The sequence below is a fragment of the Dysgonomonas hofstadii genome, from assembly GCF_014196915.1.
GTDB lineage: Bacteria > Bacteroidota > Bacteroidia > Bacteroidales > Dysgonomonadaceae > Dysgonomonas > Dysgonomonas hofstadii.
The window spans coordinates 1-21,865 of record NZ_JACIEP010000027.1; the positions used below are offsets into that span (position 1 = coordinate 1).

The 21,865-nt window shown below is 39.1% G+C and carries 19 protein-coding genes; 13 read left to right on the forward strand and 6 right to left on the reverse strand.

Annotated elements, in window-relative coordinates; translation table 11 throughout:
* Positions 1–149 precede the first annotated feature (149 nt).
* From GGR21_RS20255 to spt, 3 genes are all read right to left on the reverse strand, one after another.
* The gene (locus tag GGR21_RS20255) at positions 150–731 is read right to left on the reverse strand and encodes a hypothetical protein (protein WP_183309055.1); all 582 of its coding nucleotides are present in this window, start codon (positions 729–731) and stop codon (positions 150–152) included.
* Between the two features lie 130 nt (positions 732–861).
* Positions 862–1,530, reverse strand: a complete 669-nt coding sequence (locus tag GGR21_RS20260) for a T9SS type B sorting domain-containing protein (RefSeq protein WP_183309056.1) — start codon at positions 1,528–1,530, stop codon at positions 862–864.
* A 102-nt stretch (positions 1,531–1,632) separates the two neighbouring features.
* Positions 1,633–2,832, reverse strand: a complete 1,200-nt coding sequence (spt, locus tag GGR21_RS20265; protein WP_183309057.1) for a serine palmitoyltransferase — start codon at positions 2,830–2,832, stop codon at positions 1,633–1,635.
* A gap of 254 nt (positions 2,833–3,086) precedes the next feature.
* Here spt and GGR21_RS20270 point away from each other — a divergent pair, with 254 nt between their 5' ends.
* The 8 genes from GGR21_RS20270 to GGR21_RS20305 all read left to right on the forward strand — a co-directional run bounded on the left by GGR21_RS20270 (position 3,087) and on the right by GGR21_RS20305 (position 11,409).
* Complete coding sequence (locus GGR21_RS20270) at positions 3,087–3,959, forward strand: murein hydrolase activator EnvC family protein (RefSeq protein ID WP_183309058.1); 873 nt, start codon at positions 3,087–3,089, stop codon at positions 3,957–3,959.
* A gap of 20 nt (positions 3,960–3,979) precedes the next feature.
* Entirely contained in the window at positions 3,980–5,128 is a 1,149-nt protein-coding gene (locus GGR21_RS20275; protein WP_183309059.1) for a 1-deoxy-D-xylulose-5-phosphate reductoisomerase, read from the forward strand.
* A gap of 11 nt (positions 5,129–5,139) precedes the next feature.
* Positions 5,140–5,592 carry an IS200/IS605 family transposase gene (gene tnpA, locus GGR21_RS20280; RefSeq protein ID WP_183309060.1) on the forward strand — a complete coding sequence of 151 codons (453 nt, stop codon included), beginning with the start codon at positions 5,140–5,142 and terminating at the stop codon, positions 5,590–5,592.
* Positions 5,593–5,822: 230 nt separating this feature from the next.
* Positions 5,823–7,160 carry an RIP metalloprotease RseP gene (gene rseP, locus GGR21_RS20285; RefSeq protein WP_183309061.1) on the forward strand — a complete coding sequence of 446 codons (1,338 nt, stop codon included), beginning with the start codon at positions 5,823–5,825 and terminating at the stop codon, positions 7,158–7,160.
* Positions 7,161–7,167: 7 nt separating this feature from the next.
* Entirely contained in the window at positions 7,168–8,121 is a 954-nt protein-coding gene (locus GGR21_RS20290; RefSeq protein WP_183309062.1) for a methylenetetrahydrofolate reductase, read from the forward strand.
* 120 nt (positions 8,122–8,241) lie between these two features.
* On the forward strand, positions 8,242–9,369 hold the full coding sequence (gene holB, locus GGR21_RS20295) for a DNA polymerase III subunit delta' (protein WP_183309063.1): 1,128 nt from the start codon (positions 8,242–8,244) through the stop codon (positions 9,367–9,369).
* A 59-nt stretch (positions 9,370–9,428) separates the two neighbouring features.
* Positions 9,429–10,931, forward strand: a complete 1,503-nt coding sequence (locus GGR21_RS20300; protein WP_246348137.1) for a PSP1 domain-containing protein — start codon at positions 9,429–9,431, stop codon at positions 10,929–10,931.
* Positions 10,897–11,409 carry a gliding motility lipoprotein GldH gene (locus GGR21_RS20305; RefSeq protein ID WP_183309064.1) on the forward strand — a complete coding sequence of 171 codons (513 nt, stop codon included), beginning with the start codon at positions 10,897–10,899 and terminating at the stop codon, positions 11,407–11,409. Before GGR21_RS20300 ends, GGR21_RS20305 begins: the two co-directional genes overlap by 35 nt.
* Positions 11,410–11,412: 3 nt before the next feature.
* Here the strand turns inward: GGR21_RS20305 and GGR21_RS20310 are convergent, their stop codons facing one another.
* Positions 11,413–13,068 (reverse strand): ABC1 kinase family protein, encoded by a 1,656-nt coding sequence (locus GGR21_RS20310; protein ID WP_183309065.1) that lies wholly within the window; start codon positions 13,066–13,068, stop codon positions 11,413–11,415.
* 707 nt (positions 13,069–13,775) lie between these two features.
* Between GGR21_RS20310 and GGR21_RS20315 the strand changes: the two genes are divergently transcribed.
* On the forward strand, positions 13,776–15,254 hold the full coding sequence (locus tag GGR21_RS20315; RefSeq protein WP_183309066.1) for a hypothetical protein: 1,479 nt from the start codon (positions 13,776–13,778) through the stop codon (positions 15,252–15,254).
* A 317-nt stretch (positions 15,255–15,571) separates the two neighbouring features.
* Entirely contained in the window at positions 15,572–16,018 is a 447-nt protein-coding gene (locus tag GGR21_RS20320; protein ID WP_183309067.1) for an energy transducer TonB, read from the forward strand.
* A gap of 57 nt (positions 16,019–16,075) precedes the next feature.
* Here the strand turns inward: GGR21_RS20320 and GGR21_RS20325 are convergent, their stop codons facing one another.
* Both GGR21_RS20325 and GGR21_RS20330 read right to left on the reverse strand, forming a co-directional pair.
* Complete coding sequence (locus GGR21_RS20325) at positions 16,076–17,182, reverse strand: TlpA disulfide reductase family protein (RefSeq protein WP_183309068.1); 1,107 nt, start codon at positions 17,180–17,182, stop codon at positions 16,076–16,078.
* Between the two features lie 99 nt (positions 17,183–17,281).
* Positions 17,282–18,409 carry a TlpA disulfide reductase family protein gene (locus tag GGR21_RS20330; protein WP_183309069.1) on the reverse strand — a complete coding sequence of 376 codons (1,128 nt, stop codon included), beginning with the start codon at positions 18,407–18,409 and terminating at the stop codon, positions 17,282–17,284.
* Between the two features lie 163 nt (positions 18,410–18,572).
* On the opposite strand from GGR21_RS20330, the gene GGR21_RS20335 reads away from it, so the two are divergent.
* The 3 genes from GGR21_RS20335 (at position 18,573) to groL (ending at position 21,649) form a co-directional block, all read left to right on the forward strand.
* A complete protein-coding gene (locus tag GGR21_RS20335; RefSeq protein ID WP_183309070.1) occupies positions 18,573–19,586 on the forward strand; it encodes a L,D-transpeptidase in 1,014 nt (337 codons plus the stop codon).
* 133 nt (positions 19,587–19,719) lie between these two features.
* Positions 19,720–19,989, forward strand: a complete 270-nt coding sequence (locus GGR21_RS20340; RefSeq protein WP_183309071.1) for a co-chaperone GroES — start codon at positions 19,720–19,722, stop codon at positions 19,987–19,989.
* Between the two features lie 28 nt (positions 19,990–20,017).
* Entirely contained in the window at positions 20,018–21,649 is a 1,632-nt protein-coding gene (gene groL, locus GGR21_RS20345) for a chaperonin GroEL (RefSeq protein ID WP_183309072.1), read from the forward strand.
* Positions 21,650–21,865 lie beyond the last annotated feature (216 nt).

A 21,865-nucleotide genomic window follows, 5' to 3' on the forward strand; every position in this document is an offset into this window, starting at 1 on the left:
GCCGATGGTACTGCGTAACAGTGGGAGAGTAGGTTACCGCCGTTTTTTAAGAAAGTGAAGTCCGCATACTAAAATATGCGGACTTTCTTGTTTTTGTATAGATTAGAAAAATCTATATCTTTCTTTTTTTGTATAAAACCAATTAATCTTTATTTCCTATTGTTGCCTGTTTGATTGTTTCTACTATTATCCTTATTATTGTTTTTGTCGCTACTATTTCTATCTTGGTTTTTGTTATTGTTCTTGGATGTACTTCCCTGCTGTTTAGCCGAGTTTGTATTGCTATTATTATTTGTATTCACCCATACTTTATTATTATTCTTACTATCGTTATATTTGCTGTTGTTGCTGTTGCGGATAACTTCCTGTGTCCGGTCTCCTTTATACTGAGAATATGATTTCTTGTGAGTTTTATTATTTTGCCACGGCTGAGAGTCGTTAATCACTACTTTGTAAAGACTGTATAAATCGTATTTCCTGTATTTGTCAGGTAAATATTGATTAGATATCCATTTGCTTCCCGATAAGTAATAAAATAGCGAGTTAGCTATGTCATAATATACATTAATATCGGGAATGTAATAATATCCTGCATAATCGTACCCGGTAGGCCCCCAGGACGGTTGCTTATCAAGATTCACATTTATATTTATGTTTATATTTTGGGCAGATACGAAGTTTGTCAATCCCAATGCGAAGAATAAGCTGAAAGTTATTATTACCTTTTTCATAATGTTGTGTATTTTTTGTTTGTTACTCAAAATTATGAATAGATAGTCTGTGAGGCAAAGACTATCGACAAAGAGGAATAATTGATCGATAGAATGTTAAAAATGATCTTTGGAAGTACTTTAGGAATACCTACCTACTGCGAAGTATGTTTATAGCACCTTTTTTAGGATGTTCAACCCCATCTGAGCCCAATGCATATATGACATAATAATATGCTCCTGTATTTACATATTTACCTTTATATCGGCCATCCCATCCTTTTGCAGGGTCAGTAGATTCATACATTTTTACACCCCAGCGGTTGAAGATTGTTATTTTATATTTGATGATAGATTTATAGGCCACTCTGAATTCATCGTTAGATCCGGGAGAATCTCCCGGTGAAAAATAATTAGGAGGATTAATATATGATTCTGCAACGCGAAAAGATAATGTGTCTGTTGATACGATTTTCGAATCATAGTCGGCCACTTCCAGTTTTATTATATATTCACCGAATTGATCGAAAGTATAACGAATATCTTTGTCTGTGTATCGTACGAAAGCATTTTCCAAATCAGTTTTTTTATAGAAATACCATGTGTAATAATAAGCATCCTTACCTCCTTCTCCGAAAAAGTTTATTGCAACAGGGGCTGAATATATTTTGTTGCTGATATCATCTGCAGATATTATTTCGTTTGGAGAATTACGTTCTTCCACAGAGAAATCTATTTTTGCATTAACCTCTAGTGTATTCTGAGCTATAAGTTGCAGAAAAGAAATTAAAGTAAATATAAGAAGCAATATTTTTTTCATTTATATTCTTGTTTAAAAAGAGAAAAGCCCTCTATCTTTAACGGATAGAGGGCTCTTTTTATTTTATCTGATGTTTATTGTATTGCTCTATTCGTTTAAGCGTTACGGATGCAATTCAACTCCCATCTGTTTAAATACTTTCTCTATTTTTTCCAGGGCGATGTCCACTTGTTCTTTTGTGTGAGTGGCCATCAGTGAAAAACGTATCAAAGTATCTGCCGGAGCGACTGCCGGAGAAACAACCGGATTAACAAAGACACCTTCTTCGAATAACATTTTTGTTATCATGAATGTTTTTTCGTTATCTCTGACAAATAGAGGAATAATAGGTGTGGATGTATGTCCTATTTCGAAACCTTTGCTGCGGAATCCTTCAAGTGAGTAATGAGTTATATCCCACAATGCTTTTATTCTTTCCGGTTCGGAAACCAGGATATCTAAAGCTGCACTTGCTGCCGCTGTGGCTGCAGGCGTTGCGCTAGCTGTAAAGATATATGCACGGGAATTATGTCTCAGGTAATCTGTAACGGCATGGTCTGCAGCAATAAAACCACCGATGGAAGCGAGTGATTTGCTGAATGTCCCCATTATCAGGTCGACATCGTTTACAGCTCCACATTGGTTTACGAGTCCTTTTCCGTTGAAGTTTGTACCTAATACACCAAGGCTGTGAGCCTCGTCTACCATCACACTTGTATTGTATTTTTTCGAAAGTTTAATTATTTCCGGGAGGTTTGCTACATCTCCTTCCATGCTGAAAACTCCGTCTACAACGATAAGCTTTACCTTGTCCGGATCGCATTTCTGAAGTTGTTTCTCCAGCGATTCCATATCATTGTGGCGGAATTTGAGTTTTGTAGAATATGATATCCTTATTCCTTCTATGATAGAAGCATGGTCGAGTTCGTCCCACAAGATATAATCTTCACGTCCTGTAACGCAAGAGAGAACGCCCTCATTTACACCAAAACCGGTAGAATAAACAATGGCATCTTCTTTGCCTACAAAGGCTGCGAGTTTCCTCTCCAGTTCTTCATGGATATCGAGAGTCCCGTTCAAAAAACGTGAGCCGGCCATTCCCGTACCATACTTTTTCGTGGCATTGATAGCGGCTTCTTTTACTTTTGGATGATTGGTTAGTCCCAGATAGGCATTAGATCCGAACATTAATACCTTTTTGCCATTGATGACTACTTCTGTGTCCTGATCGCTCTGGATTTCTCTAAAATACGGGTAGATTCCTGCAGCGCGTGTATTGCGGGCTGCATCGTACCGATATAACTTATCAGTTAATAGACTCATACTCAATTTACAACAAATGTCGATTATTATAACTGCTTTGTATATTCATTGTGTATCATACAAATTGCAGGATGCAAAAATAGCTAAAAAAAATCAGAATGCAGAGGATTTGAGACAAATATTTAAAAAAAGGATATTTTAATGTTTTCTTATCACACATCTGGCTATACTATAGTGCTTTTTTCTTAAATTTGCAGATTAGTCGGTGTAATCCGATGAAGTATCTGACTGATAGTCTTTAGGACTGGTTTTTGATGACGAAAAATAAAAAAAACAAACATAATTTCTGGAAGCGGCTGCATTTTAAATACAGGCTTTCGGTGATGAATGAGAATACGCTCGAAGAAATATGGAAAATTAAGGCTTCCATGTTTTCCGGAGCAGTGTTGGTTCTTGTCTTTGCCTTTATTCTGATAACGGTTACTTCGGTTATCATCATCGCTACACCTATACGCTACTATTTGCCGGGTTATCTTGATTCTGAGATCAGGGAAAAAGCTTTGCGGTCTGCCATCAAAGCAGATTCTTTGCAGCAGCAATTAAATTATCAGGAGGTATATATTAACAACCTGCGCGATGTCTTTACGGGAGTAAGGCAGGTTGATTCGGTGAAGATGGTCGATACGATCTCTATTTCGGAAAATGATCCTTTGTTATTGAAGTCAGATCTCGAAAGGGAGTATATCCAGCGTTATCAGGAAGAAGAGAAATATAACCTGTCTGTCCTGTCTTCACCTACCACCAACCCGATGGAAGGACTTGTGTTCTTTAAACCGGTGAAAGGGATTATTTCCGATCGGTTCAATCCTACAGAAAATAATTTCGGAATAGCTATAAAGACCGCACCGAAAGAAACAGTGCTGGCAACCCTTGAAGGATCGGTGATATTCGCCGGATATGACCTGAAAACGGGATATACAATACAAATACAGCATAAAAACGGATTTATATCGATATATAAGAATAGTACCTCACTTTTGAAAAATACAGGGGATAAAGTGCGTACGGGCGAAGCGATTGCGACAATTCAGGATGATCTGAAAGCCGATAAGCCCGAAGCCTTGTTCGAGTTCGAGCTCTGGTACAGGGGTAGTGCGGTAAATCCTGAAAATTATATATCATTTTAACAATAAATGTTGATCATAATATGAAACGAAATATTGCTATTCTGGGATCTACCGGATCGATCGGGACACAGGCTCTCGATATTGTCCGTGAACATCCCGATAGCTTTGAGGTATATGCCCTGACGGCAAATGAAAATGTAGACCTGCTGATAAAACAGGCCATGGAATTCATGCCGGAAGTCGTTGTTATTGCAAACGAAAATAAATATAAACAGCTGAAGGAAGCATTGGTCCATCAGCCGATAAAAGTTTGGTCGGGTAGTGAATCCATTGCCCAGGTCGTGGAAAGCGCGCCGATAGACATGGTCCTTACTGCCATGGTAGGCTATTCAGGTTTAAAACCTACGATAAATGCCATAAAAGCAGGTAAGGTGATTGCTTTGGCAAATAAGGAAACACTGGTTGTAGCAGGAGAGCTGATTACTACGCTTGCTATTGAAAAGAAAGTGCCGATCCTCCCGGTCGATTCTGAGCATTCAGCTATATTTCAATGTCTGATTGGAGAGCGGACCCCTATCGAGAAGATACTCTTAACAGCATCAGGTGGTCCTTTCCGTAATCATTCCATCGATCAGTTGGCTAAGGTGACGAAAACCGAAGCTCTGAAGCATCCTAACTGGGATATGGGAGCAAAGGTTACGATCGATTCGGCATCGTTGATGAATAAAGGATTGGAGATGATAGAAGCCAAATGGCTTTTCGATGTTACGCCTGATCAGATAGAGGTAGTTGTACATCCGCAATCGATTATACATTCGATGGTGCAGTTTGAAGATTCTTCTATTATCGCTCAACTGGGATTGCCTGATATGCACCTGCCAATACAATATGCGCTGGCTTATCCTAACCGGCTAAAGAATAATTTTGAAAGGCTCGATTTCTTCAAACTCAAAGAAATGACATTCGAAAAACCCGATACAAACCGTTTTCGCAATCTTACTTTTGCGTTCGAAGCGGCCCGGGCTAAAGGAAATATGGCCTGTATTATGAATGCGGCTAATGAAATAGCTGTGGCTGCGTTTTTAAAAGATCAGATAGGATTTTTAGAAATGAGCGATGTAATAGAACAAACTATGCAGAAAGCATCTTATATACAGTCCCCTTCGTACGAAGATTACGTGCAGACCGACATGGAAGCACGATATATAGCTGCCGAATTTGTAAAATAAGTATTTATATTATGCCACAATCTTTATCCCAATTATATATTCATATTATCTTTCATGTAAGATATGATGATGTGTTGATTCGGGAGAATGAAGAAAGTGAATTATACAAGTATATTGGAGGAATTATAAAGGAATCGGGATCTGTACCTTTAGCAATCAATGGAACGAAAGATCATATGCATATTCTATGTAAAATGTCTAAAAACATTGCCCTCTCAAAACTAGTGGAGAATATAAAAAGAAATAGTAGTCGTTGGATAAAGTCGAAAGATAATTATTATAAAAGTTTTGCATGGCAAGGTGGTTATGCGGGGTTTTCTGTCAGTCAGTCTAAAATGGAGATTGTCAGGCAATATATCAGGAATCAAAAAGAACATCACTGCAAACAAACATTCAAAGACGAATATATTGTATTTTTGCAAGAATATAATATTGATTATGATGAAACCTATTTGTGGGTATAATATACTGCCCTTACAGGGCGAAGAAACGGGTTTACACTTTTCCCCCGAGGTGTTGCCGTCGGGCTATGTTATGCAGCCCTTTCAGGGTGTGAATATAGAATTACATACAGATACTAAAAGGCTGAAAGCCTTAAATATCACAGCCCGACGGCAACGCCTCGGGAAATGAAAAATGAAATACAAATCGTCCTGAAAGGACAGCATAAATATTATAACATATAATTTTTTAAATGGAGTCAATTTTAATAAAGGCGTTACAACTGATACTTAGTTTATCGATACTGGTTATTATACATGAATTCGGGCATTTCCTGTTTGCCCGTATCTTCAAAATAAGAGTTGAAAAGTTCTATCTTTTCTTCGACCCGTGGTTTGCCTTTTTCAAGTTTAAACCTAAGAACAGCGATACCGAATACGGTATTGGCTGGTTGCCATTAGGCGGATATGTGAAAATATCGGGTATGATAGACGAGTCGATGGATAAAGAACAAATGGCTCAGCCTCCAAAACCATGGGAGTTTCGGTCAAAGCCTGCATGGCAGCGTTTACTGGTGATGGTCGGTGGCGTTTTGTTTAACTTTATTCTGGCGATCATTATTTATGGAATGATCCTTTTCGCTTGGGGAGATACATATGTGCCTGTAAAATCGGCGACTGCCGGAATGAGTTTTTCCAAAACAGTGAAGGAACTTGGAGGTTATCAGGATCGTGATATCATTCTCAGTGTTGATGGTAAAGAGATGAAAAACCGGGGTGGGGTCCTCAATATGAATACTTTTATGCAGTTTCTCGATGCCAAAGAGGCTGTTGTACTCCGGAACGGAAAAGAAGTGACACTTACTATGCCGGAAGATTTTGCAGAGACTGTGGCTCTTGGGGAAGATCCCGTGCCTCCGTATTATTACTGGATTCCTCCTGTTGTCGATTCTGTATTTGCCTCGGCGAAAGAAGCCGGATTGCAGAAAGGCGACAGTATTATCGCTATAAACGGGAAGGGGATAACATCATGGATAGAAGCTGTCGGTGAAATTTCAAAAAAAGAAAATAAAAGCCAGAAAATACAGATCACCTATATGCGCGACACATTGGTAGCTAATGTAGATGTGCAGGTCAATGAAGATTCACAGATAGGAATAGGATCTAAGACACCTGTGCTCGAGGTGCAAAAAGATACTTACAGCTTCTTGCAGGCTATCCCTGCCGGCGCGGTATTGGGAGTTGAAACCCTTAAAGGCTATGTAGCCCAGATCCGTTTTGTTTTTTCATCCAAAGGTGTGCAGAATCTTAGCGGATTTGCCGGTATTGGAAACATGTTCCCTCCGATGTGGGACTGGCATTCATTTTGGTCGATGACGGCATTTCTTTCCATCATACTTGCCTTTATGAATATATTACCGATCCCTGCACTGGACGGCGGGCATATAATGTTCCTGCTTTACGAAGTGATCACAAGACGTAAGCCGAGTGAGAAGTTTATGGAGCATGCGCAGGTCGCAGGTATGTTGTTTATATTGTTGCTGCTGATCGTGGCGAATGGTAACGATATAATAAGGATATTTTTTAAATGATAAGTTTATGAGAACTGTAACAGAATTAATAAATAATAAAGATAAAACAGCTTTTTCATTCGAAATATTACCTCCCTTGAAAGGAAATGATATTGAGAAAGTATATGGAATTATTGATAAGCTGATAGAGTTTGATCCGAAATACATCAACATCACTACACATCATAGCGAGTATATGGATAAGGTGATGCCCGACGGTTCGGTCAAACGGGTGAATATCCGTAAGCGTCCGGGGTCGGTGGCTATTGCCGCCAGTATACAGCACCGATACAATGTGATGGCTGTTCCTCATATGATATGTAAAGGTTTTTCGAAGCAGGAGACTGAATATGCGCTTATAGACCTTAATTTTTTACGGGTGCATAATTTGCTTTTATTGCAGGGTGATACCAAACGTCTTGCTCCCGAACAAATATATCCGAACAGGAATGAATATGCTACCGATTTGCAACTGCAGGTGAACGATTTTAACGAAGGCATTTCCGAGGATGGTTCTACATTCGAAAAGAACCTTACCCCGTTTGCTTATGGTATGGCCTGCTATCCTGAAGTACATGAAGATGCCGAAAGTGCCGAATCGGATATTTATTATATGAAGAAAAAAGCGGAGAACGGAGCCGAATATTTTGTGACGCAAATGTTCTTTGATAACCAAAAATATTTTTCTTTTGTAGAACAATGCCGGAAAGCGGGCATTACACAACCTATAATACCGGGAGTGAAACCCATTGTACTGATGAGCCAACTAGAGGTTTTGCCAAAGATATTCCGTTCGAGCATACCCGAGGAGCTGGCTATAGAATTGCGTAAATGCAAAACCGACGAAGAGTCTAAAGAAGTAGGAGTAGAGTGGGGTATAAAGCAGTGTAAGGAGCTTATAGCTCACGGTGTGCCGAGCCTGCATTTCTATTCGTTGATGGCTACAGAGAGTGTGGCACGGATAGCAAGGGAAGTGTATTAGAAGAATTATGAATTATGAGTTATAAATTATGAGCCGTAAGATTTCAATTAATTAATTTATAAGATACTGTCAATAATTTGTCATTCATAATTCATAATTTATAACTCATAACTAAGAAACATGTTTTTTAAAGATATAGTAGGTCAAAATCAAGTGAAGGAGCATCTTATCCGTACGGTAAAAGATGGCTTTATTCCTCATGCCCAGCTTTTTTGCGGGCCTGAAGGAGTGGGGAAATTTCCCCTTGCGCTTGCTTATGCCCAATATCTTAATTGTGAGTATCCGGCAGAGGATGATTCCTGCGGGGAATGTCCTTCTTGTATTAAATACAAACATCTGGCGCATCCCGATCTGCATTTTGTTTATCCGATAGTAAAGAAAGCAGCAAAGAAAAAAGATGTTTGTGACGACTATATTGCCGAATGGCGTGAGTTCGTCAAATCGAATAATTATTACTTCAATCTGAATAAGTGGCTTGAGAATATAGAAGCCGAAAATTCACAGGGGCTGATCTATGCGAAGGAGAGCGAAGAAATACTTCGTAAACTAAGCCTGAGGATATATGAAGCCAAATATAAGGTGATGATTATCTGGCTTCCGGAAAAAATGCATGAATCCTGTGCTAATAAGCTATTAAAGATCATAGAAGAGCCAACTGCCAATACAGTATTCCTGTTGGTATCTGATACTCCCGATAATATAATCACTACCATACAATCCCGCTGCCAGCGGATAAATATACATGGTGTCGATAAGGCCGATTTGGTACAGGCTTTGGAATCGGAGTATAATATTACTCCGGCAGATGCGGCTAATGTGGCTCACCTGTCGAAAGGCAGCTATCTTAAGGCTATAGAAACGATCAGTCTGAATGATGAACATAAGTATTTCTTTGAATTATTTGTTCAGATGATGCGGGCGTCCTATGCGCGCAGAATAAAGGAGATAAAAGCTATTGCTAACGAGCTGGGGACGATCGGACGGGAGAATCAGAAGAGTTTTCTCATCTATTGCCAGCGGATGGTTCGGGAATATTTTGTCAGCAATATGGGACAACCCGATATGGTTTACATGGCACAGGATGAATCTGGTTTTGGTATGAAGTTCGCACCCTTTATCAATGAAAGGAATATTGTCGGCTTTATGGATGAACTGGCTCTGGCCGAACGGCATGTAGAACAAAATGTAAATGCAAAGATGGTGTTTTTCGATCTTTGTTTGAAAATAACAATGCTTATAAAACAATAATATAAACCCACAAAGCCGTGAAAAGGGGCTTTGATTAATTAACTTAATAGATATACAAAATGAATATAAATCAAAATACATCATTGCCTAAAGATTGCCAGGGCACATGTAAGACTCCGATTGGTTGTACCTGCGATAAGGCGAACAGAAAAGCTTTAGAGAATACAAATAGTCTTACTGAAACATCGCCTGTTGTAGCGAAGTCGTGTGGTTGCGGATCGGGCGGGACCTGCTCATGTAAGTCAGGGGGTGGTTGTTCCTGTAAATCAGGTGGAGGCTGTAAGTCGGGCGGTGGTTGTTGCAGTGGCACACACAAGCTCGAAGTTTACAACTGGTTGGAGGATCTTCCCGAAGTACTGGGCGAATCGCAAATGGTGGAAGTTCAGTTCAAGAATACCCGCAAAGGCTATTATCTGAACAGTAATAATGTGGAATTGTATAAGGGTGATATTGTAGCGGTGGAAGCTACACCCGGGCACGATATAGGAGAAGTAACCCTGACAGGGAAGCTGGTTCAGTTGCAAATGCTGAAGAATAACTATCGTGGCGAAACGAAACGGATCTATCGCATAGCCAAGCCTAATGATATAGAAAAATGGGAAGAGGCTAAGAAAAAGGAACATAAAACCATGCTCCGCGCAAGAGAAATAGCCGAAGAGTTGCAACTGGCGATGAAGATAAGCGATGTGGAATATCAGGGAGACGGTAATAAAGCGATTTTTTACTATATTGCCGATGAAAGGGTCGACTTTCGTCAGTTGATCAAAGTTTATGCTTCTGAATTCCGGGTAAAGATAGAGATGAAACAGATCGGAGCACGTCAGGAAGCCGGAAGGGTAGGCGGAATAGGCCCATGCGGACGGGAATTGTGTTGTTCCAGTTCCATGTCTAATTTCGTGTCCGTGTCGACTTCTGCCGCGAGGCTTCAGGATATACCATTGAATCCTCAGAAACTGGCCGGACAGTGTGGAAAACTCAAATGTTGCCTCAATTTTGAGGTTGATACTTATGTAGAAGCTCAACGTAAACTTCCATCAAGAGAAATCCCTTTGGAGACGAGAGATTCTACATACTATCATTTCAAAACCGATATTCTTTCGGGTATGATGACTTATTCGACAGATAAGAATTTTGCTGCGAATCTTATCGTTCTGCCTCAAGACCGGGTTTCCGAGGTAATGCGAATAAATAAACGGGGTGAAAGACCTACGCATCTTGTAATGGACGATCAGGATAAGAATGATAAACCTGTTTCACACGATATTTTGCAGGAAAATATTGATCGTTTCGATAATAGCGGGAACAGTAACCGGAATAAAAAGAAAAAGTTTGTAAAGAACAGCAATGGCCAGGGAAATAATAATAATATTGGCCAGCAGAACAGGCAAAATAATAAGCCCGAAAATAAACAGCAGCAAGTTACTGGTCAAAGCCAGAGTCAGAATCAAAATCAAAACCAGGGACAAGGCCAAAACCAAAACCAGAATAAAAACAGGAATCATAAAAACAGAAACAGAAATAACCGGAATGGAAAACCTGATCAAAACAGGCCTCAGGCGTAAATCCGTTTTGCAGTATTGTGTTATTCTGCTGCTCGCTATAGGAATTATCTCCTGTCAACAACAGGAGATATATTCTCAATTCCATGAATTGAAAAATGCGGAGTGGGCTCAGAATGATACGCTTGTTTTTGATATTGATTCTGCTGTTTTTGATCTCAATACACCTTACAGGTTTTCTATTGAAGTGACTAATAATGTGAATTATCCTTACAGGAATATCTGGTTCTTTGTATCTGATAATTTAAAGTCGGATAGTATATTCGACAGTACATCTAAAGAATACACACTGGCTGACGATTTTGGTAAATGGAACGGATCGGGATTTGCCACTACTTTCCAGCTATCGCTTCCTCTATATGATAATTTCATCTTTGCCCGGAAACAAAATTACCGGGTGAAAATACAACATGGTATGCGTGACGAACCATTGAATGGAATTGAAAAATTAGGTCTGCGCATCGAGAAAATGGAACAATAAGATTTACTTCATCATCTTGTTCTTTACTATTATCAGAATAAGGACAAAAGCAACGATCCCCGCAAAAGTAAATCCCAGAAAACCAAATAAGGAAACACCCAATACTTTTGGTGGCATATCTGCAAGGACAAGGATAGATGAGCCGATGGCCAGAGAGGAAATAATAAGAGCCACCACCAGCCTGTTTATTGTATTGCGAATATCCTCGAGTCCTTTTATATTGTGGGTTACTTCCAGTTCATCGTTCTTTATCTTTTGGATAAGGGAATGTGTGTCTTCGGGCAGTTCCTCCAGTTTGTCGCTCAGATTGTATAGCTTATCCAGTATTTTATTGGATATGTATTTCGGATTCAGACGGTTTTTGATAAGCTTTATGCCGTGGGGCTTGACGTTTTCTATAATATTTGTTTCCAGACCTAGTTCGCGGCCTACCCCTTCGAGAAGTATGATCCCTCTCATCAACAGATAAATAAAATCAGGAAGAATGATCTGGTTTTCATTCAGTAATTTGCTGAACTTTCTGGAAATATCATTCAGGTCTAACTCTCGAATGGATATGTTATCCATAATATCCAGAAAATCATATAGATCCCGCTCCAGCTGTTCGTCGTTCGATATATTAAACTTGATGGCAATCTTTTTTATGACACGTACAAGTCGCCTGACATCTTTTCGGAGTGCATAAATAACAAAGTCGCTCAGGTTCTCCCGGTCCCGGGGTAACAATTTGCCTACCGAACCGTAATCGATAAAAGCGATCTGTCCGTTTCTAAGGGCAAAGATATTACCCGAATGAGGATCGGCATGAAAAAAACCAAAATCGATGATCTGTTTGAGATATGATCCGACTACTTTATTAGCTATGTCGTCGAGGTTTAATCCGCATTCGATCATACTTTCTCTGTCGGATATCTTTATGCCGTCTATAAATTCCATGCAAAGAATATTCCTGTTGGATAGTTCTTTGTATGTGACAGGTACATAGATAGACTTATCTTCTTTGAAATTGGAGCGGAAGCGCTCGATATTGGACAGTTCCTGTGTAAAGGATAACTCTGCGGTGACAGACTTTTCGAAAGTACTGATTATGCGGCTCAGACCTATTTTTTTAGCTAAGTTGTAATATTTCTCAAGTAAATGGGCAAAATCTTTCATTATCAGCACGTCGGCTTCAAATATTTCACGAACACCTCTCTTCTTTACTTTTATTATTACCTCTTTTTTCCCATCTTTCAGAATCCCTGTATATACCTGTGACAATGATGCCGCGGCTATTGGCTCAGGATTGATTGCCTCGAATACCTCCTCTGGTTCGATGAGAAGTTCTTCCCTTAATATTCCATATATATCAATGTTTCTTACGGTTACATTGTCCTGTAGTTTTTGAAGCTCATAAGTCAGGTCTTCGGGTAATATATCATCCCTGTTACTGAGCAATTGTCCCAGCTTTATATAGGCGGGGCCAAGCTCTTCGAGCGCCAGTCTTATCCGTTCATAGATGCTGTGAGAGAATATTTCTTTGCGCTTTTCATTCTTCTCTATGTAGCTCTCGGGGATAAGTTTTTTTATATTCGTTTCTGTGACAAGTGCTTCGAATCCGTACTTAGTAAGAACAGATATGAGCTGGGCAGTTCGTTTAAGCTTCTTTATATTATCCATATTTGGAATATTAGAACTATAAAAATACAGAATAATAATTAATTCCGGGCTTTTTTATTTATCCTTCCTCCGAGAAAGAATTATTAATAAAATTTGCGTAATAAAATTTTTGACATATCTTTGCTCCTGACACGAAGGCAAAATAGTATAAAAGATAACAGACTACCACGGATAATCTCTTCTTTTAATGTTGAGTATATATTATAATAAGGCAGATTCTGCTTCCATTTTTTCGTTTGAAAATTTGGACGTTAGTGTTTCTCTATTAATGAGAAACAACGAAACAGCACACTATAGTTTTCCGGAATCACACACTGCTCTTGAAATAATCTTTTTTTATTTATACACAGGTATTCTGGTACTGGTAATATCAGTTCAGGTTAGTTGTGTCTTTTTAGAAAGCATATTACATCGGCATATGCCTAAAATAGCCTTTCCTGATAAACAGATCGTAACACTATATTTTCTCATATATACACGAATCCAATGCCTCACAAAACATGGGCACAAAGCATGGGACATTTCTCTTTGTTTTGTTTATTTATTTTTGTTGTTTGTCTTAGTCCTTTCGGTTTGCTTATCATTTGTGAAATCCGTAAGTAAGCATTTTGAGGCATTGGATTCTGTAATTATTACCCTACGAACGAACAAACAAATAGTATAGAAGACAAATATGATAATTGAATGCTTAACTTAACTTAAAATTTATGAAGACAAGACTATCAGGGTTTATTACGTGTTTATTTTTTTTATTGCAATCAGGCTTGTACTTATCCGCTCAAGTAACAGTTGGCCTGAGTGAGCAACCACTGGGTGGTGCACTGTTCCAATTAAAGACAATTGAAGATAATCTTTCAAATGGAGATGAAAATGCGACTCAGGGACTTGGTTTTCCCCGTGTTGAACTGACAGATGTTTATAAACTTTATCCAATGTATCTGAATGATACAAAGTATAATACAGATCCTGTTGAAAAGGCTAAACTGGATCTTTTACACAAAGGATTAATGGTTTACAATGTGAAAGGTTCTTTAATTACAGGAATGTATTATTGGGATGGTACTCAGTGGATGGCTTTGGATAGTACTGTGGCCATACCTTCGGCCATAGCTGCTTTGTTGTGTGATAATGTAACATTTGGGAAACAGACTCTGGAAAATGGAGTGTATTTCGAAACATTAGCACGCGTGCCGTATAGTGGTGGAAATGGAGCTGTTTATCAGGAAGGTCCTATCATCAATTGCGAACAGCCTCAGTCTGGCGAAGTTTTAGTGACGGGACTACAAATGCAATTGCAGAGTGGTAAACTGGCTAATGGTTCAGGCGAATTGATTTACCGGATCTGGGGTACCCCAGTGGGAAACTCTCCTGATGTGGCAAGGTTTGTAATCTCTTTTCCGACAGGTCTTGCTGCGCCTAATGATCTTGTAGAGTGTGAGGTGGAGATTGGAAATACCGCGTACGCAAAAATTGAGACCCATGCAGTGGTAGGCCCGTTAATTTATAACGAAGACCAGAATGTTCCCGGTTATGGCAGGTCAATAACCACTCCGGATGGAAAATGGTCTGTTCGGGTTTTTGTGCCTAAACCCAGTATCAATTATGCAACAGGCTATCTGTCTGATGGTACTACCCCTATCGGTGGCTCCGGTACTTCTGATGCCGGTACAACTTTTGAAGATGTGGATTTGCAGCTGCGGCCAAATCAAATGGAGGATAATACCATGAGGATCATGTGGGCTGCAAAGATTCTTTACAGGGGTGATAATACCTTGGGGAAAACAGCCTTACTCGATTTTACAAAAACTGATTGTGATAATAAGTGGGGAGGAACAACAGCTTCCACTGTTGATGCTACATGGTGGAGTTACTGGTTTATTCTTGGCCCGAGAGCAACTGCTCCTGGTAATGTCTTGGCTGACCAGTATAAAACATATTATAATATAGGATGGTATAATACAAATGTTTTTCAGACAGGATTTCCCGAACTTAGAGAATATCTGTGGACCCGTATAGACGAAACAGCCTTGAACCGGAAAGTAAAAACAGTATATAAGATAACTTTCTCGATGGGGGCACTTACAACAGGAGTGAGTACTGCTCCTGCAAATGTGGCGGTAAACGATGCTAATGCATCAAAGACTACAGTGTATTTGAAAATAGAACAGACAACATCTTTAGAATAGAAGATATAAGATCAAAATAAAGGTGGATATTCTGAAGTAAACCCTAGAAGTTAATCGTTAACTTTTAGGGTTTATTTATGAAAAAAAACAGATTTATGTATTAGAGTTTATATTCAATAAGGTTATATATGGTTTATTCCCTGTGATTTAATAGCCTCCTGCTTTAGCTGGAGGATAATGATACAGATAGAAAACGACTTAAAAGTCGTGGCAACTAAAATGCCTAAAAACATACATCTTACTCTTTTATTGAATATAAACTCTATTTCATTAATAATTATTCTTATTTTTACAACAGACCTGTTAATCCCATTTCTATGAAGAATATTAGCCTTTTTGTATTATCTTTTTTCTTTATTGTTTGTTGTTTCTCTAAGCCTGTAGAAGCTATAGAAAGAGAGTTGCTGAATGTAAATGACACAATCATAAAAACAAATGTCGATACCAGTAAAATATATACTACAGTCGAGGTAATGCCCTGCTTTCCGGGAGGGGAGGCAGAGATGCAGAGATTTATTGCTGAGAATTTCCGGGTTCCACAAACATATGTAGACTTAGGTATACAAGGACGCACTACTGTTCGTTTCGTTATAACTAAAAAAGGAGATATTGATAATATAGAATGTATACGAGGAGAGAGTATAATGTGTGATTCTCTCATCAGTATAATTAAACGTATGCCTCGTTGGATCCCCGGTAAACAAAATGGAGATTTTGTTGATGTTTATTTTACTCTTCCAATATTGATACATCCTAAACAATAAAAAACGGGCGACTACTTTTAGTAACCACCCGCTCATTATATTTTACAGTACAGAATCTTATTTCAACAATTCTGCTAATTTTTCTTTTGCCTGATCAGCGTTTATTCCTCTGGCCAGAATCTTTCCGTCTTTGTCTAAGAGCATCAGGTGAGGAATTGAATTTACTCCGTAAGTGGAAGATAATTCGCTATCCCAGTATTTCAGGTCTGAAATCTGGGGCCATGTAATATTCAGATCCTTGATACCTTTTTTCCATGCTTCGCCATCCTTGTCAAGAGAAAGACCTACAATTTCGAAATCTTTACCTTTAAACTCTTTATACATTTCTACAAGCTTCGGCATTTCGGCACGGCATGGAGGACACCATGAAGCCCAGAAGTCAACTAATACGTACTTCCCTTTTCCTGCGTAATCAGATAAGGCAGCATCCTTTCCATCAGGAGTTTTCGCCTTTACGTCAGTGAAGGTCTTACCTTCAGATGTCGCGTCGCGTTTTTCTATGGCCTGTCCTATTTTAGCTAGTCTCGCATTTGATTTGTATGCTGTATCTATGCCGGCAAACAGTTCTTTTTGCTGATCCAGGGAGAACCTGTAATAATTGCGGCTGAAAAGGTATGCTCCCAGATTAGTGCCTGCATTTCCTTTGATGAAATCATAGGTTTCTTTTGTTAGCTGGCCATCCTTTTCTTCAAATTGTTTTTCCAGTTCCTGCTTGTTTACGGCCGATGTGTCTTGTTTTGCTTTTTCATACAATGATCTCATCTCCGAGTCGATAAGCTGGGCTTTAGTCTGAAATGCCTGGTAAACGTTATTTGTGGTTGTACCTTTTACAGAAGAAACACTATCCAGTGTGACTTCAATTTCTCCGGGTTCAACAATCAAAAGTACAGGCCTTTTCATGTTATCGGGCGCATCACTCAATGCAATGAAATGTACAGTTGGTCCCTCTTTTGCCAGTCCTTTAAATATAAACTGACCATCTACCACATTCGCAGTATCGATATTTACATTACCTTTCCAGTCATCGTTCAAGGTCTGTAAAAATACCTGCTGTCCGTCGTATGCTCCACTTGGCAGCTTTCCTTTGATCGTGAAAGCATCTTTTTCCGCACAGGATACCATTGCTAATGCAATTACGGAAAGAAATAATATTATCTTTTTCATCTATATATTCTGATTAAATCGTTAATGAATTAATTATTAAGCTTAGTCAATTATGTATAAAACAATGTTGATATTCTTATTGTTTACACCACTAACTATTTATTTCAGAATTTCTGCTATTTTATCCTCCAGTTCTTTGCCTCGTAGGTTTTTGGCAACGATGACACCGTCTTTGTCAAGCAGGATAGTATGGGGTATTGCATTCACTGCATAAATAGCAGATGCACTTCTTGTATCATCTCCTAATTGTATCCAGCTCATTTTATGGGTGCTCACGGCATTATGCCATGCTTGCCTGTCGTCATCTACTGAGATGCCTACTATCTCAAAGCCTTTCGATTTATATGTATTATAGGCTTTTATCAGATTTGGCATTTCTTCGATACAAGGTCTGCACCATGAAGCCCAGAAGTCTATGAGTGTACATTTATTACCTTCCACATATTTAGACAAGGCAACCCTGCTGCCTTCCATGTCTACCAGTTGCACGTCTTCGAATGGTAATCCCACCTCGGGGACAACTCTGTTCACCTCTTTCTCCAGAGTCATAATATTAGGCATATTACGAACAGTGCTGTCGGCTGCCGCAATAATTTCTTGTACCTGTTCTTTAGAGAATTGCACAAAAGAGGATGGTGTAAAGGAAGAGAAAAATAAGAATTGACCAGCCTTGTTATTAATATTTGCCTTAACGAAATCGAAATTTGCTTTTAGCAATTCTTCCTGTAATTTTTCAACCTGAGCTTTTGCGTCAAGACCTTCAGCGTTTAAAGGCATATTGTTTATATTACCTGCTTTTTCGAGTTCTTCGAAGAAAGTGCCTACTTTGTTCATGGTTACAAGTACTTTATTGAACTCATTGTTTTTAGGAGTACCTTCTACTGTAACATCTTTCTTTTCGAACTTCACTTTTATAGTGCCTGGTTCCAGAACGATTGTAGTCATAGGACTTTCTTCCTCAGGTGCTTCGATATGTCCCACCGACAGAAAACCCATAATGGCTTCTCCGTTCAAAGCGCCTTTCATTTTGAACTTATTGTTTTTTATCACACAAGAGTCTATTACTGTAAACGACTGTGCTTCCATGCTGTCTATCTTTTGCAGATATATTGTTTTTCCTTCGAAGGTATTTTCTGTGAAATTACCTTCAACCGTAAAGGCATTCTTATCTTGACACGAAATCATTACAGTCGCCAAGAGTAAAAAGATAAATGTGATTTTTTTCATTATTGATATCTATTAAAATATGTAAAGTGCAAAGATAATAAATACTTAATGCCCTCTCATAAAAAAGGGACTAAATCCGTAATGGCACATATTATAATAACAAGGATATAAACTTTAAATTGCCTATTTTTGTTACTTTAAGAAGAAATAAAATAAACAATTAATGAAAATAAAGATTGCGACCACACTTCTTCTGTGCATATATCTGATATGCGCATGTACTACCGAAACAAAGCAACAGGAAATACCAACGTCCTCTCCGGTGGATTCAACTAAAACAGAAAAGGAGGAAATCAAAGAACTTACCGCCGGAGATATAGAGATCAGTAAGGAGTTTTTGTATGACAAGTATACCTTAGAGGATAGTTATCCTTACAAAGATACTACCAGGGTTTTCCAGTGGGATAAGATAAAAGAAAAACTGGCCCATCTGGAAAATGTGCAGCGAATACATGATAAGTGGGGTATCCTCCAAAATTACAAAAACGGGAACGGCGAAGCTCCCCTGATAAAAGAATGGAAACGTAACGAGTACAAACGTGTAGCCGATATGCATGGTGTAGAGCGTTATCAGTCTGTACCACTATTCAGTCCTGAAGATTCCATTACAGGAGAACGTTATGGCAGGGACGGAGCATTAGTGAAAATAATGGAACAGGACACAACATCCAATTTTATAAAAATAGAGACCACCGAATATGATGGAGAATGGCTTGTTCCAAAGAAATATGTAAAAATTGTTTCAGACAGCATTAACTTCACACATGCCATATTTGTAGACCGGAAGAATGAAAATATTGCTACATTGGAAAAATCGGGGGACAAATGGATCGTAAGGAGTATGAACCCTGCTACTACAGGTCTTCATAATCCTCCTTATCAGCAGGAAACACCTCTTGGGATGTTTGTTATACAGGAAAAGAAGTCTAAAATGTTTTTTCTGGTGGACGGCACTACCCGTACCGGAGGGTTTGCTCCTTATGCCAACAGGTTTACAAACGGGGGATATATTCACGGAGTGCCGGTAAATGCACCCCGCACGGCACTTATTGAGTATAGTGCATCGCTTGGCACAACTCCTCGATCTCATATGTGTGTGCGCAATGCCACATCGCACGCAAAATTCGTTTATGATAACTTCCCTACATTAGCGACAATAGTCTTTGTTATCGAATAAAATGACTACTTGTCAGTTTTGTTATTCCTTGATTCTGCTGTTTTGACAGAATATAAATTTGGCACGCATTTCGCTAAAGACTATTCAGAAATATCAATTAAAATATTAATATATAACTAAAAATTGTAGAATTATGAGTATTAAACCATTAGCAGACAGAGTGCTTGTTAAGCCGGCTGCTGCCGAAGAAAAAAGTGTGGGAGGTATCATCATTCCCGATACAGCAAAAGAAAAACCATTGAAAGGTTCAGTTGTGGCTGTAGGTAACGGAACAAAAGACGAAGAAATGGTAGTAAAACCGGGCGATAATGTCCTTTACGGAAAATATGCCGGAACAGAAATCGAATTCGATGGAGAAAATTACCTGATCATGCGTCAGTCAGATATTCTTGCAATTATTTAATACGAACAGTTATAAAATATAAACCAAAATGGCAAAAGAAATAATTTTTAATATTGATGCTCGCGACGAGCTAAAAAAAGGCGTTGACGCATTGGCTAACGCTGTAAAAGTAACACTTGGCCCTAAAGGCCGTAACGTGATCATCGAAAAGAAATTCGGTGCTCCTCACATCACAAAAGACGGTGTGACTGTAGCTAAAGAAATAGAACTGGACGATGCTTTTCAGAATATGGGGGCTCAACTGGTTAAAGAAGTTGCTTCTAAAACAAACGACGATGCCGGTGACGGTACGACTACAGCTACAGTATTGGCGCAGTCAATTGTTAGCGTAGGTCTTAAAAATGTTACTGCCGGAGCAAATCCAATGGATCTGAAACGTGGTATCGACAAGGCTGTAGCTAAAGTTGTTGAAAACATCAAAGATCAATCGGTTACAGTCGGTGACGACTTGGGTAAAATAGAAAATGTAGCGAAAATCTCTGCGAACGGTGACGAAACAATCGGTAAACTGATTGCAGAAGCTATGGGCAAAGTAAAAAAAGAAGGTGTTATCACAGTTGAAGAAGCCAAAGGAACCGATACTTACGTAGATGTAGTAGAAGGTATGCAATTCGACAGAGGTTATATCTCTCCTTATTTTGTAACTGATACAGAAAAAATGGAGGCTGACCTTGAAAATCCATATATCCTGATCCACGATAAGAAAATATCAGTATTGAAAGATATTCTTCCTATCCTTGAAGCTGCTCTTAAATCAGGCCGTTCTTTGCTTATCATTGCAGAGGACATCGACTCTGAAGCATTGACTACATTGGTAGTTAACCGTCTTCGTGCGGGATTGAAAATCTGTGCTGTTAAAGCTCCGGGATTTGGTGACCGTCGTAAAGAAATGCTGGAAGACATTGCTATCCTTACTGGTGGTACTGTAATTACAGAAGAAAGAGGCCTTTCTCTTGAAGCTGCTACTATTGATATGCTTGGTACAGCTGATAAAATTACCGTAAATAAAGATAATACGACTATCGTAAACGGAGCCGGCGACAAAGCTGCTATCTCAGCCCGCGTAGGACAGATTCGTGCTCAGATGGAAAAAACAACTTCAGACTACGACCGCGAAAAACTACAGGAACGTCTTGCTAAACTGGCAGGTGGAGTTGCTGTACTTTATGTAGGTGCTCCTTCAGAAGTGGAAATGAAAGAAAAGAAAGATCGCGTTGATGATGCTCTTTCTGCTACTCGTGCCGCTATCGAAGAAGGCACAGTTCCCGGAGGTGGTGTAGCATATATCCGTGCTATCGACGCTATTTCTAATCTGAAAGGCGAAAACGAAGATGAAACTACAGGTATCGAAATCGTTAAACGTGCTATCGAAGAACCTCTTCGTCAAATTGTAGCTAATAGTGGTAAAGAGGGTGCTGTTGTAGTACAGAAAGTGCGTGAAGGTAAAGCTGATTTCGGCTACAATGCACGTACAGACGTTTACGAAAATCTGAACGCTTCAGGCGTTATCGATCCTGCTAAAGTTGTTCGTGTGGCTCTTGAAAATGCGGCTTCTATCGCAGGTATGTTCCTGACAACAGAATGTATTATCGCAGATAAGAAAGAAGAAAACCCAGCTCCAATGCCTCCAATGGGTGGCGGAATGGGTGGAATGATGTAATCAATCCAAAATCTGACATATAGAAAACGGACGTCTTGAGGGGCGTCCGTTTTTATTATTTTACAGCTTCTTTATCTATATGTATGTGAGAGTAATTAGTAGACAGTAGAGCGATCTTTGACATGGATAAAGTTGACAAGTAAACGAGATACAAGTAAACAAGTTTCCTCGTTTTTGGGGATTTAAACTAAAAATTGTGTCAGGAATGTCAGATTT